This is a genomic window from Polaribacter sp. (assembly GCF_024639685.1).
Classification (GTDB): domain Bacteria; phylum Bacteroidota; class Bacteroidia; order Flavobacteriales; family Flavobacteriaceae; genus Polaribacter.
The window spans coordinates 39,114-51,922 of the sequence record NZ_JAHEHX010000022.1; the positions used below are offsets into that span (position 1 = coordinate 39,114).

14 protein-coding genes and 1 pseudogene are annotated in these 12,809 nt (G+C 30.8%); all 15 read left to right on the forward strand.

Annotated elements, in window-relative coordinates; translation table 11 throughout:
• Window positions 1-52: 52 nt before the first annotated feature.
• The 15 genes and pseudogenes from Q0L44_RS11310 (at window position 53) to Q0L44_RS11380 (ending at window position 12,793) form a co-directional block, all read left to right on the forward strand.
• Window positions 53-2,260: a hypothetical protein gene (locus tag Q0L44_RS11310; protein ID WP_296638658.1), complete on the forward strand. Its 2,208-nt coding sequence runs from the start codon at window positions 53-55 to the stop codon at window positions 2,258-2,260.
• Window positions 2,261-2,265: 5 nt separating this feature from the next.
• Complete coding sequence (locus tag Q0L44_RS11315; protein WP_296638660.1) at window positions 2,266-2,679, forward strand: polymer-forming cytoskeletal protein; 414 nt, start codon at window positions 2,266-2,268, stop codon at window positions 2,677-2,679.
• Window positions 2,645-2,884, forward strand: coding sequence for an AtpZ/AtpI family protein (locus Q0L44_RS11320; protein WP_296638664.1), 240 nt, complete (start codon window positions 2,645-2,647; stop codon window positions 2,882-2,884). Before Q0L44_RS11315 ends, Q0L44_RS11320 begins: the two co-directional genes overlap by 35 nt.
• Window positions 2,877-3,266, forward strand: a complete 390-nt coding sequence (locus tag Q0L44_RS11325) for a DUF6168 family protein (protein WP_296638666.1) — start codon at window positions 2,877-2,879, stop codon at window positions 3,264-3,266. The genes Q0L44_RS11320 and Q0L44_RS11325 overlap by 8 nt, the downstream gene beginning before the upstream one ends.
• Window positions 3,267-3,346: 80 nt before the next feature.
• Entirely contained in the window at window positions 3,347-4,483 is a 1,137-nt protein-coding gene (gene atpB / locus Q0L44_RS11330) for a F0F1 ATP synthase subunit A (protein WP_296638669.1), read from the forward strand.
• 36 nt (window positions 4,484-4,519) lie between these two features.
• Complete coding sequence (atpE, locus tag Q0L44_RS11335; protein WP_296638672.1) at window positions 4,520-4,708, forward strand: ATP synthase F0 subunit C; 189 nt, start codon at window positions 4,520-4,522, stop codon at window positions 4,706-4,708.
• A 96-nt stretch (window positions 4,709-4,804) separates the two neighbouring features.
• A complete protein-coding gene (locus tag Q0L44_RS11340) occupies window positions 4,805-5,305 on the forward strand; it encodes a F0F1 ATP synthase subunit B (protein WP_296638675.1) in 501 nt (166 codons plus the stop codon).
• 4 nt (window positions 5,306-5,309) lie between these two features.
• Window positions 5,310-5,867, forward strand: coding sequence for an ATP synthase F1 subunit delta (gene atpH / locus Q0L44_RS11345; protein WP_296638677.1), 558 nt, complete (start codon window positions 5,310-5,312; stop codon window positions 5,865-5,867).
• Window positions 5,868-5,888: 21 nt separating this feature from the next.
• Window positions 5,889-7,466, forward strand: a complete 1,578-nt coding sequence (gene atpA / locus Q0L44_RS11350) for a F0F1 ATP synthase subunit alpha (RefSeq protein WP_296638678.1) — start codon at window positions 5,889-5,891, stop codon at window positions 7,464-7,466.
• 30 nt (window positions 7,467-7,496) lie between these two features.
• Window positions 7,497-7,836, forward strand: a pseudogene (locus Q0L44_RS11355) (four helix bundle protein).
• A gap of 29 nt (window positions 7,837-7,865) precedes the next feature.
• Window positions 7,866-8,732 (forward strand): ATP synthase F1 subunit gamma, encoded by an 867-nt coding sequence (gene atpG, locus Q0L44_RS11360; protein ID WP_296638680.1) that lies wholly within the window; start codon window positions 7,866-7,868, stop codon window positions 8,730-8,732.
• Between the two features lie 198 nt (window positions 8,733-8,930).
• Window positions 8,931-9,863 (forward strand): hypothetical protein, encoded by a 933-nt coding sequence (locus Q0L44_RS11365; protein ID WP_296638681.1) that lies wholly within the window; start codon window positions 8,931-8,933, stop codon window positions 9,861-9,863.
• A 167-nt stretch (window positions 9,864-10,030) separates the two neighbouring features.
• Window positions 10,031-10,780 (forward strand): SDR family NAD(P)-dependent oxidoreductase, encoded by a 750-nt coding sequence (locus tag Q0L44_RS11370; protein ID WP_296638684.1) that lies wholly within the window; start codon window positions 10,031-10,033, stop codon window positions 10,778-10,780.
• A gap of 1 nt (window position 10,781) precedes the next feature.
• Entirely contained in the window at window positions 10,782-11,648 is an 867-nt protein-coding gene (locus tag Q0L44_RS11375; protein ID WP_296638687.1) for an aldo/keto reductase, read from the forward strand.
• A gap of 2 nt (window positions 11,649-11,650) precedes the next feature.
• Window positions 11,651-12,793, forward strand: a complete 1,143-nt coding sequence (locus Q0L44_RS11380; RefSeq protein ID WP_296638690.1) for an ATP-binding protein — start codon at window positions 11,651-11,653, stop codon at window positions 12,791-12,793.
• Window positions 12,794-12,809 lie beyond the last annotated feature (16 nt).

Consider the following 12,809-nt stretch of genomic DNA (forward strand, 5'->3'; position numbering starts at 1 on the left):
AGTTGTAAATACAATGTATATTCTTGTTAAGAATAAAATAGCTTCGCTGATTTTGAAAATAATAATTAGAGTACTTTTTTTAGGAGTTTGTTATGCAATCGTTTCTTGTAGCACAAAAAAAGATACTATTATTAGTAGAAACTATCATGCTTTAACTTCTGACTATAATATTCTTTTTAATGGAAATACAGCATTTCAAGATGGAATTAAAGCAATAGATGAGACTTATAAAGAGGATTGGTTTTCACAAATTCCTATAGAGCCAATTACTTTTGATGAAGACAAAATAGTAGTACCATCTTTTAACAACAAGCCTGGTGCTGGCTTTTCCTCTTCTTCAGACAAAAAAGAGACAACTACTTTCGAAAGAGCAGAAGAAAAAGCAGTAAAAGCCATACAAAGACATGGCATGAATATAGAAGGAATAGAAAGAAATAGGCAAATAGATGATGCCTATTTATTGCTTGGAAAATCTCGCTATTACCAGCAACGTTTTGTACCGGCTGTAGAGGCTTTTAATTATGTGATTGCCAATTATCCTAGTGCTAACTTAATCGCTGAAACAAAAATTTGGAGAGCTAAAACAAATATTAGGTTAGATAATGAAGAAACGGCAATAGAGTCTATGAAGTTGTTGTTAGTGGTTAAAGATACTTTAGAGGCTGAATTAACAAATAAAATTAAAGAGCAAGGACATACAGCGCTAGCTATGGCTTACTTGAAAAGTGATAGCTTACAGAATGCAAAAAAGCACCTCTTATTATCAACTAGAACTTTAGAAAACAAAGCGCAAGCAGCTAGAAACTTATTTGTTTTAGGACAATTATACAGCTCAGAAAATAAAAAAGATTCAGCAAGCTGGGTATTTAAAAAATTGGTAAACTTTAAAAAAGCGCCCTACAAATATAAAATCCATGCACAAATTGCTTTGGCAAAAAATACCATAAACGATTCTACTTCTGTTCTAGTTTTAAATACACTTCAAGAACTAATTAAAGATAGGGCAAACAAGCCTTATTTAGATCAGTTATATTATCAATCTGGTGTTTTGCAGGAGAAAAAAGATAGCATTCAGCTTGCAAAAAAACTATATTATAAGTCCTTACGCGCAGAAAATGGAGGAGAAAAGCAGAAAACATTTACCTATGAGAATTTAGGAAACTTGGCCTTTAAGGAATCATTGTACCAAAACGCTAGTGCTTATTATGATAGTGTTTTACAGTTTTCTAAAGATAGTCTGAGTTTAAGAATTCGAAGAATAAAGCGTAAATATAAAAATTTAGCATCTTTAATTCAATTCGAAAACACTTTAGCTACTAATGATAGTATTTTAAAAATAGTAGTTCTTTCTAAAGAAGCGCAAACAGCTTTTTTTCAGAATTATATCGAAAAATTAAAAAAAGAAGATGAAGCTGCAGCTCAACGTCGTCTTAATCAAATGGCTTTTGGGGGCGCAGCAACAGACTTAGCTTCAGCAAAAAAAGGAGAATGGTACTTTTACAATAGTCAGTCTTTAGGTTTTGGTAAATCTGAATTTTTAAAAATCTGGGGTTCTAGAGTCTTAGAAGATAATTGGAGATGGTCTGAAAAGGCAAGTAACATCCAATCTATAAAAGATACTGTAGTTGCCGCAAAAATAAATGTTAAATATGACTTAGAAACCTATTTAAATACAATTCCGACTGAAAAAAAAGTGATAGATAGTTTGGCGGTTGCTAGAAATGAAGCCTTGTACGAGTTAGGATTAATTTACAAAGAACAGTTTAAAAATTACCCGTTAGCAGCACAAAGGTTACTTCGTGCTAAAGATGAAAATAAAGATGAATCATTTATTTTACCAATACATTGGCACTTATATCAGCTATACACAACTTTAGGGAAAACTAGCAAAGCACTTATTTATAAAAATAAAATTTTAACAGAGTACCCTGAAACTAAATTTGCGCAAATTATTTTAAACCCTAATATTGTTTTCGAAGATGATGTAAAGGTCAGTGATGTGGAAAGTAAATACAAAATGCTATATTACGCCTACAAAGACAATAACTTTTCAGAAGTAATTCATCAAATAGATGCTTTTTTACCTACAATTCCTAATGCTGTTTTATTACCAAAGTTCGAATTGTTAAAAGCACTAGCCGTTGGGAAAAGCACTGACAAGAAAACGTATGAAGATGCACTCACTTTCGTTATTGTTAATTACGCAAGTACACCAGAAGCAGAAAAGGCAAAAAACATATTAGCACAATTAAAAAAATAGTTAAAATGTTTAAAAAAGAAATCAACAAAAAACCCAATTCAGAAGTGATGGAAAGAAACCTAATAGCAAAAAACACAACGATTGTTGGAGAAGTTTTATCAGAAGGAGATTTTAGAATAGATGGAATTTTAGAAGGGAATTTAAAAACAAATGGGCGTGTAATTATAGGGGTTTCTGGTAATGTAAAGGGTGTTATTTCTGCCACAAATGCAGATATAGAAGGAGCGTTTTCTGGAGATTTAAAAGTAGAAAAAACCTTAACACTTAAAGAAACCGCAAACATTACTGGAGATGTAGTTGTAGGTAGGTTATCTGTAGAGCCAGGAGCAACATTTAATGCCTCATGCAGTATGAAGGTGCCTTCTAAAGAAATAAAATTATCTGATGGCAAAAAAGAATCCAAAAAAACAATCGCATAAAAAGGTACAGAAACCAATAAATAAGGCATTACAGCTTTCGGGTGCAGGTCTGCAAATGGGTGCTACTATATATTTTGGTTTTCTTTTGGGGCAATGGTTAGACGTTAAGTTTAAAACTACTTACCTAGAGAAAACTATAACCTTACTTTCAGTTTTCTTGGCTATGTATACTTTAATCAAACAAGCCCAAAAAATTAATGATTAAAAATTTTATAACATACACACTTACCTGTATTTTATTATATACTTTAGGCTTGTTTTTACATAATACTTATTTAGAAACCAATAAAATTTTATTGCCTTTTTCTTTGCAAAAAATCTACCTGTTTCATGCGGGTTTTTCGCTTATTGTTTGTATAAATTTACTAGCACTCTCAAATGTTAATAAGATTCTAGATCAACTTGGGTTTATTTATCTAGGCACAATACTTTTAAAAATATTACTATTTTCTATAATCTTTTATAAATCAATAATTACCAACGAAATCTTAGAATTTTCAGCAAGAATATCGCTTATAATTCCGATATTGATTTTTTTATTAACAGAGGCTTTTTTCTTAGTACAAATACTACAGAAAAAAGAATAATGAAAAATATCTTTAAAAAGGGTTTGTAGTTTTGAATTATTGCGTATTTTTGCGCCGAATTTAGAAAGCGTATTTTTACCATGAAGGTTGCACAAAAATCAATCAAATTTCTTACAATATCATTAATAGCTCTTTTTTCAGCTACTATTTTTGCCTCTGGTTCAGATAAAAAACATGATAACCAAAATGATGGAGGTCGTGTAAATACAAAGGAAGAAGTAGAAGCCTACATTTTACATCACATTAAAGATTCTCACGATTTTTCTTTATATTTTTATACTGGTGATGATGGTGAAAGACATCACTTAGGTTTTCCTTTACCAATTATTTTATGGACTAGCGAAGGCTTAGTAACTTTTATGTCTTCAGAATTTCATAATAATGATGATGGACATGTAATTGTAGAAAAGAAAGGATTAAAATTCGCAAAAGTTCATAGTAAGATATTAGAATTAGATAAAGGAGCTGCAACAGTTTCTTTTGATGAAACTCATCACGCGACTAATGCAAACAAGGTTTTAGATTTTTCAATTACAAAAAGTGTTGTAGGTATTCTATTAATAGGATTCTTATTGTTGTTTTGGTTTTCTAGATTGGCAAAACAATATAAAACAAAACAAGTACCAACTGGTTTTGCAAGAGTGTTAGAGCCTTTAGTAATTTACGTAAGAGACGAAATAGCAAGGCCAAACATTGGTGACAAACACTATAGAAGATTTACAGGATATTTATTAACTGTATTTTTCTTTATATGGATTTTAAACTTAGCGGGTTTAACTCCATTAGGATTTAATGTTACAGGTCAGTTAGCAGTTACTGCTTGTTTGGCAATCTTTACATTAATTATTTATTCAGTAAGTGGTACAAAAGGATATTGGATGCATATGATATGGATGCCAGGAGTTCCTGTTTTAATTCGCCCAGTATTAGCAATTATAGAATTAGCTGGTGCATTATTAATTAAACCATTTTCATTATTAGTTCGTTTGTTTGCGAACATTTCAGCAGGTCATATTGTGGTAATGAGCTTAATTGCAATTATGTTTACACTAAAAGAATCTTTAGGGGTTGTTGGTGCAACAGGGTTGTCTTTAGTATTATCATTTTTTATAACATTAATTGAGGTTTTAGTTGCTTTTTTACAAGCGTATATCTTTACAATGCTTTCAGCATTATTTATTGGTATGGCTGTAGAAGATCATGCTGAAGCTCATTAATACAAATTTGTTTAATTTAATATAAATACATTTATTATGTACAATTTAATTGGAGCAGGATTAATCGTAATCGGAGCAGGAATTGGTTTAGGTCAAATTGGTGGAAAAGCAATGGAAGGTATTGCTCGTCAACCAGAAGCAACTAGAAAAATCCAAACAGCAATGATTATTATCGCTGCATTATTAGAAGGTTTAGCATTTGGTGCGTTATTCTTAGGAAAATAATCCAAACAAAAACAAAAAGCACAATTCTGTAACGGTTGGTTACAGAATGTGTTTTTAATTAAACAAAAAGAAAAAAACATATAATTAGTTTATAGAATGGAAACTTTATTAAACGATTTTTCACCAGGATTATTTGTAGTCTCTACAATTTTATTATTAGCTTTAATAGGATTAATGGTGAAATTTGCTTGGAAACCTATTTTGAACTCTTTAGAAGAAAGAGAATCAGGAATAGAAAATGCACTAGCAGCAGCAGAAAATGCACGTAAAGAAATGCAAAACTTAACTGCAGATAATGAAAGGTTAGCAAAAGAAGCTAGAGCAGAAAGAGAAGCTATGATGAAAGAAGCTAGAGAAATTAGCGATAAAATTATTTCTGATGCAAAAGAAGATGCAAAAGAAGTAACTACTAAGCTAATCGAAACAGCACAAGCTTCAATTCAACAAGAAAAGCAAGCAGCTCTAGCAGAATTAAAGAAAAACGTAGCAGAATTATCTATTGGTATAGCAGAGTCTGTAATAAAGAAAGAATTGTCTTCTAAGAAAGATCAATTAGATCTAGTAGAAGGGATTTTAAAAGACGTAACTTTAAACTAATTTTATGAAAGACGCAAGAGCAGCATTACGTTACGCAAAAGCTATTTTAAATCTTGCTAAAGATTCTAATGATGAATCTGCTGTGCATGAAGATATGCAGCTAATTGTAGCTACTATCGAAGACAGTAAAGAACTTTCTGTAGTTTTAGAAAGTCCTGTTATAAAGGCTGCAGATAAAATGAATGTTTTAAAAGCTACATTTTCTAGCAAAATAAACAACATTACATTAGGCCTTTTTAATCTTTTACAAGAAAATAAAAGAATCGCTATGTTAGAGGCTATTGCTAAGCAATATTCAATAATATACGATTTTGATAAAAATACACAAGTAGCTAAAGTTACAACAGCTGTGCCTATTTCTCCAGAAATTGAAACGCAAGTATTAGCAAAAATTGTAGCTTTAACAGGTGATAAAGCAAACTTAGTAAATGAGGTTAACCCTTCAATATTAGGTGGTTTTATTTTAAGAGTTGGAGATGTGCAGTATGATGCAAGTATCTCTAATCATTTAAGTGAATTGAAAAAGGAATTTGACAACAGTCATTACATTCCAAAAATTTAATAATACATCAAATTAGAAAAGATGGCAAGTATTAAACCAGCTGAAGTCTCAGCAATTTTAAAAGAACAACTTACAAATTTTGAAGCTCAAGCTTCATTAAGTGAGGTAGGAACTGTATTACAAGTGGGTGATGGTATTGCTCGTGTTTATGGATTATCTAACGTACAATATGGTGAGTTAGTAGAATTCGAAAACGGCTTAGAAGGTATTGTATTAAACTTAGAAGAAGATAACGCAGGTGTTGTATTACTAGGTGCCTCAACTTCTGTAAGAGAAGGCTCTACTGTAAAGAGAACTGAAAGAATTGCTTCTTTAAGAGCAGGTGAAGGTATTGTTGGTAGAGTTGTAGATACTTTAGGTAGCCCAATTGATGGGAAAGGACCAATTGAAGGTACAACTTACGAAATGCCATTAGAAAGAAGAGCACCAGGTGTAATCTATAGAGAGCCAGTAACAGAACCGTTACAAACTGGTATTAAATCTATTGATGCAATGATTCCTGTTGGTAGAGGTCAGCGTGAGTTGATTATTGGAGATAGACAAACAGGTAAATCTACAGTTGCTCTAGATACTATTTTAAATCAAAAAGAATTTTACGATACTGGTAATCCAGTATATTGTATATATGTGGCTATTGGTCAAAAAGCTTCTACAGTTGCAGCAATTGCAAACATGTTAGAAGAAAGAGGAGCTTTAGCGTACACAACAATAGTTGCGGCAAATGCATCAGATCCTGCAGCAATGCAAGTTTATGCACCATTTGCTGGAGCTGCAATTGGAGAATATTTTAGAGATTCAGGAAGACCAGCTTTAATTGTTTTTGATGATTTATCAAAACAAGCAGTTGCATACCGTGAAATTTCTTTGTTATTAAGAAGACCTCCAGGACGTGAGGCATATCCAGGAGATGTGTTTTATTTACACTCAAGATTATTAGAAAGAGCTGCAAAGGTTATTAATGATGATAAAATTGCTAGTGAAATGAACGATTTACCAGATTCTTTAAAAGGAATTGTAAAAGGTGGAGGTTCTTTAACAGCATTACCAATTATTGAAACTCAAGCAGGAGATGTATCTGCATATATTCCAACAAACGTAATTTCGATTACAGATGGACAAATTTTCTTAGATGGAGATTTATTTAACTCAGGTGTAAGACCAGCAATTAACGTAGGTATTTCTGTATCACGTGTTGGAGGTAATGCACAGATTAAATCTATGAAAAAAGTATCTGGTACTTTAAAGTTAGACCAAGCTCAGTATAGAGAATTAGAAGCATTTGCAAAGTTTGGATCTGATTTAGATGCAGCTACAATGAACGTAATTTCTAAAGGTCAGAGAAACGTAGAGATCTTAAAGCAAGCACAAAACGATCCTTTTACTGTAGAAGATCAAATTGCAATTATCTATGCTGGTTCTAAGAACTTATTAAAAGATGTTCCTGTAGATCAAGTAAAGAAATTTGAAAAAGATTATATCGATTATTTAAATGCAAAACATAGAGATACTTTAGATGTTTTAAAGTCTGGTAAATTAACACCAAAAGTTACAGCAACTTTAGAAGAGGCAGCAGCTGAAATTTCTAAGCACTTTGTATAAGCACAAGTTAAGAGTTCAGAGTTAAAAGTTATGAGTAAGCTTAACGAAAGCCCAATAAGAATAAAAAGTTTTCAGTTTGCTTGTGAAATAGTTTTATATTGTGATACTCTTAAAGAAAATAAAGATTTTGAGCTAGCATCTCAATTAATAAGAAGTGGAACTAGTATTGGAGCCAATACTAGAGAAGCTCAAAGAGGAGTTAGCTTAAAAGATTTTAAAAATAAGTTTGGGATTGCTTTAAAAGAAGCTTGATGAAACCAAATATTGGTTAGAAATTTTAGAAGCAACTGGTAGAAAAGTACCTCTAGAATTGAATAAAAAGTGTGAAGAGTTAATAAGAATTTTGGTATCAATTATCAAAAACTCATAACTCATAACTTATAACTCATAACTTGAGAAATGGCAAATTTAAAAGAAATACGTAATAGAATAACCTCTATTAAATCAACAATGCAGATTACATCTGCCATGAAAATGGTATCTGCTGCAAAGTTGAAGAAAGCGCAAGATGCTATTATTGCAATGCGCCCTTATTCATCTAAATTAACAGAATTGTTGCAAAATTTAAGTGCAACTTTAGAAAGTGATGCTGGTGGAGCGTATTCAACACAAAGAGAAGTTTCTAAAGTATTGTTAGTAGTTGTAACCTCTAACAGAGGTTTATGTGGTGGTTTTAACTCATCTATTACCAAAACTGTAAATAGAACAATTGCAGAAAAGTATTCAGATAAAAATGTAGAGATTTTTACCATTGGTAAAAAAGGTGAAGACGTTTTATCTAAAACTTGTAATGTAGTTGATAGTAGAAATGATATTTATGACGAATTAACTTTTGATAATATTGCTGGGATTGCAGAAAAGTTAATGAACTTATATATAGAAGGTACGTATGATAAAATTGAATTGGTATACAATCAATTTAAAAATGCTGCAACTCAATTACCACAAGTAGAGCAATTTTTACCTATAAAACCAATTGAAGGTGGAGATGCAACTGCTGTAAACTCAGATTATATTTTTGAGCCTTCTAAAGAAGAAATTGTAGAAGCTTTAATACCAAAATCATTAAAGACGCAATTATACAAAGCTGTAAGAGATAGTTTTGCTTCTGAACACGGAGCTAGAATGACAGCTATGCACAAAGCAACAGATAATGCTAAAGATTTACGTGACGAATTATTGTTAACATACAATAAAGCACGTCAAGCAGCAATTACTAATGAAATTTTAGAAATTGTTGGTGGTGCTGAGGCACTAAATAATTAGACGAAGTCAAATTATTAAAAATATTTAAAGAGCGAACTCAAAAGAGTTCGCTCTTTTTGTTTTCCGATAATAAATAATAGGAAGAAACAAATTATTTAAAGTGCTAATAAACAAATTATTATATTTTTTTGTTTCTTGATTTATTTTTTTGGCACGTAATTTGAATATTCATAAGCATAACTATAAAACAGAAGGCTTATGAAAACGCTAAAACTACTATTCACGATTATTATTACAGGTACACTTTTAAGTGCTTGTACAACAATTTATGACGATGGTTTTGTAGACTATCAACCTACTGTAGACGAAGTTGTTTCTAGCTATGATTTATGGTATGTAGATTATCATAGAACCACAGGAACAGGAGATATTCCTTATGTTTCTAGAGCATTCACACTATCATTTTTAAATGGTATTCTATATGCTAACAATAATATTGTAGATATTGGAAGAACAGGAAATGGTTTAGGAATTGATGTGGGTACTTATGGAACTTTTAATGGTCTATTGGCTACCAATCATGATTTAGATGGAGTAAACGATTTTGAGTTGACTATTTTATCAGATAATGAAATAGAATTGTATAATTTTAGACAAAATGTAAGCTACCTTTTAGTAGGCTATAATGTAAATACCTTTGATTACGATAAGCTATTTTATGAAAATATAGAATACTTTTTACAAGAGTATTTAGCTTGGGAAAAAGTAACTGCAACAGGTGGTGCTCCAAATGCTTTTGATGATGAAAATTACCTTGAGTTTACACCAGAAAATTTAACAACTTTTAGAAGTTCTCAGGATGACTTTGGCAAACAAGTTGATAATATTAATTGGAACTATCTTGGGAGTTATGAAGTCTTTGATGTAACAGGTTTTGAAGACTTAAAAATTTTAACACTGAATTATTATTACGGAGATATAGAAGAGTTCGAATTAAACGTTATTAATGATGGTAGCGTAAGTTTATATCATTATAATTCAGAAACATCATACTACTTTTCAGGAAGAGGATTTATACAATTCAAGAAAAGTGAAGAATCTGTTAAAAGTGCGAAGGATATTGTAAGAAATAGCAATAGAAAACGTACCATTATAAAGAGGAAAGTAAAGAACAGAAGAATTTTAAAATAAAGTTTGGTTAGTTGATTTTTGATTGGTTGTTTTTATACAACCAATTGAAAGAGGAGTCACCCTGAAGAGGGTGACTTTTTCTTTGTTAATAATTGATGAAAATTATATCTCCTAAAAAAGAAAGCAAACCTCTAGTTTTCCTATTTTTAATGAACCAAATTTAAAAAATGAAAACAGCTTTTATTACAGGTGCAACATCAGGAATAGGAAAAGCTACAGCAGAGCTTTTTGCAAAAAATAATATCAAATTAATTCTTTGTGGACGAAGAACGGAAAGGTTAGAAAAACTTCAGGCTGAATTAAGTAGGCTAACAGATGTAACAACATTACAGTTTGATGTTTCCAAAAAAGAAGATGTACAAACTGCAATTGCATCTTTACCAGAAAACTTCAAAAACATAGATATCTTAATTAATAACGCAGGTAATGCTCATGGATTAGCTACCATTCAAGAAGGTAGTATAGATGATTGGGATGCTATGTTAGATATTAACGTAAAAGGTTTGTTGTATGTTACCAAAGCCATTTTACCTATTATGATCAATAACAACTCTGGTTTTATTGTAAATATTGGTTCTATAGCAGGTAAAGATGTGTATAAGAATGGAAATGTATATTGCGCATCAAAGTTTGCTGTAAACGCTTTAAATAAATCTATGCGTTTAGACTTAAACGATTATAATATTAGAGTTTCTGCAATTCATCCTGGTTTAGTAGAGACAGAATTTTCTGATGTTCGTTTTAAAGGAGATTTAGAAAGAGCTAAAACAGTTTATTCTGGATATAAAGCCTTACAAGCAGAAGATATTGCAGATATTATAAACTTTGTGGTTACAAGACCTTATCATGTAAATATTGAGGATTTAATTGTATACCCAACAGCGCAAGCAAGTGCTACAATGATTAACAAAAATTAGAATGAAATCAATATCAACAATCATAATTGGATGCATGTCTTGGGGCAAATGGGGTAAACAGTTCTCAACCCAAGAAGCTACAGAAATGATTCAGTTTTGCGTAGAAAATGGGAATACCACTTTTGATCATGCAGATTTGTATGGAGCTTACACTACAGAAGCTGAATTTGGAGCGGCTTTTGAGACGAGTAAGATCGATAGAGAAAAAATACAGTTAATTACAAAATGCGGAATTCAGAATCCTGTAGAAACAAGAGATAATAAAGTTAAACACTATAATTACAGCAAAGATTATATAATTTGGAGTGTAGAGCAATCTTTAAAAAATTTAAAAACAGATTATTTAGATGCTTTTTTACTGCATAGACCAAGTGCATTAATGCATCCTGAAGAAATTGCAGAAGCAATATCAAGTTTAAAAAACGATGGGAAAATCATCAATTTTGGAGTTTCTAATTTTACACCAAGTCAAGTAGATTTAATTGCAGATCATATTGCTGTTGATGTAAATCAGATTGAATTTTCTCTAACACAAAATTCAGCCATGACAAATGGTACTTTAGACCAAATGTTACAGAAAAAAATACAACCTATGAGTTGGAGTCCTCTAGGAAGCGTTTTTAGAGAAGAAACTCAACAAACAAAAAGAATAAAAGAGGTTTTAAAACGACTCTCAAAAAAATACAATTGCACAAATGATGTGCTTTTATTAGCTTGGTTATTTAAACATCCTGCAAAAGTTGCTCCAGTTATTGGCACCACAAATAAAGACCGAATTTTGAATGCAAATAAAGCCTTAGAAATTAATTTACAACTGGAAGATTGGTTTATAATGTTAGAAGCAAGTAATGGACAAGAAGTAGCCTAAAAATGATAAATAAACGCTTATTGATTAAAAATCTACTCTCACATAATGATGAGAATAGTTTTTATGATAAAAAGCAAAAATTATCTTTAGGCTCAAAAGAAGGAAAAGCCAAATTTTTAAAACATATTTGTGCTTTGTCTAACTCAAATCCAGAAAACAATTCTTATATCGTAATTGGCGTAGAAGATGAGGAGAATAAAATAGTTGGTGTCGATTTTTTTGATGATAGCAAAATCCAGAATTTGGTAAATGCGTACTTAAAAAATCCGCCAAAAATTGAATATGAAAACGTTCCTTTTCCTAGTTTACCTCGTCACAAGGTGATTGGTTTGGTTACAGTTTATCCAAATAAAAAGGTAACTTCACTTTTAAAAAATGCATGGAAATACCCTAAAGAAAGTATATTCTATAGAAGAGGTAGTAACTCTATTCCTTTTTCTGGCGATAATTTTGAACTAAAAAATACTAATAAATTTGTTGTAGCATCTGTAGAAAAAAATGCTGGAAATAATATAGAACTTACATTAGATGGAGTTTTTGATTTTATAAATAACCATAAGAAAAAATACAATCCTCAATACAAAGTTTTTTACGAACAATTTGTATTGTGTTGGGCAGGTGAACAAAAAACAATCAACTCAGAAAGCTTTTACTCTAGGGTAGACATAGAATTGATTAATGAGCAAGTTCGTCTGTTTTTTTCTGCTTTAGATGATGTTCAAATTTCTTACAATCAAAAATCATTTATAATTACAGAATACATTTTGTTGGGTTTAGATAAATATGAGAGCCATTACCCTTTAGAAAAAACAATTATTGACTTCAAAGATAATGGTAAACATCATATAGTAAAAGAGTTTTTGTTTCAGCCACCAAAATATGATGCAAATATCATCAATCATATTTATACAAATTGCAATAAAATAGTAGCTAAAATTAATAATGATACTCCACTTTCAGTTATAGAACACGAAGATGTTTTTAGGTTACCTTCTAATTATTTACTTTGTTATTTAAACGGATTTTTAGACGTACCAGATTTACTTAGAAAAGCCAAATATTACATTAAAAATTTAGAGGATAAAACTACCTATATAAAGTATAAAGAAGCAATGAGAGTGATTAGAAAAGTGAAATATAATTAAATATAAGAGCCCAACT

Excerpts from the sequence above, each read along its gene's own strand:
- Q0L44_RS11315 (WP_296638660.1), top strand. The coding sequence starts at position 2,266 with ATGTTTAAAAAAGAAATCAACAAAAAACCCAATTCAGAAGTGATGGAA.
- Q0L44_RS11320 (WP_296638664.1), top strand. The coding sequence starts at position 2,645 with ATGGCAAAAAAGAATCCAAAAAAACAATCGCATAAAAAGGTACAGAAA.
- Q0L44_RS11325 (WP_296638666.1), top strand. The coding sequence starts at position 2,877 with ATGATTAAAAATTTTATAACATACACACTTACCTGTATTTTATTATAT.
- atpB (WP_296638669.1), top strand. The coding sequence starts at position 3,347 with ATGAAGGTTGCACAAAAATCAATCAAATTTCTTACAATATCATTAATA.
- atpE (WP_296638672.1), top strand. The coding sequence starts at position 4,520 with ATGTACAATTTAATTGGAGCAGGATTAATCGTAATCGGAGCAGGAATT.
- Q0L44_RS11340 (WP_296638675.1), top strand. The coding sequence starts at position 4,805 with ATGGAAACTTTATTAAACGATTTTTCACCAGGATTATTTGTAGTCTCT.
- atpH (WP_296638677.1), top strand. The coding sequence starts at position 5,310 with ATGAAAGACGCAAGAGCAGCATTACGTTACGCAAAAGCTATTTTAAAT.
- atpA (WP_296638678.1), top strand. The coding sequence starts at position 5,889 with ATGGCAAGTATTAAACCAGCTGAAGTCTCAGCAATTTTAAAAGAACAA.
- atpG (WP_296638680.1), top strand. The coding sequence starts at position 7,866 with ATGGCAAATTTAAAAGAAATACGTAATAGAATAACCTCTATTAAATCA.
- Q0L44_RS11365 (WP_296638681.1), top strand. The coding sequence starts at position 8,931 with ATGAAAACGCTAAAACTACTATTCACGATTATTATTACAGGTACACTT.
- Q0L44_RS11370 (WP_296638684.1), top strand. The coding sequence starts at position 10,031 with ATGAAAACAGCTTTTATTACAGGTGCAACATCAGGAATAGGAAAAGCT.
- Q0L44_RS11375 (WP_296638687.1), top strand. The coding sequence starts at position 10,782 with ATGAAATCAATATCAACAATCATAATTGGATGCATGTCTTGGGGCAAA.
- Q0L44_RS11380 (WP_296638690.1), top strand. The coding sequence starts at position 11,651 with ATGATAAATAAACGCTTATTGATTAAAAATCTACTCTCACATAATGAT.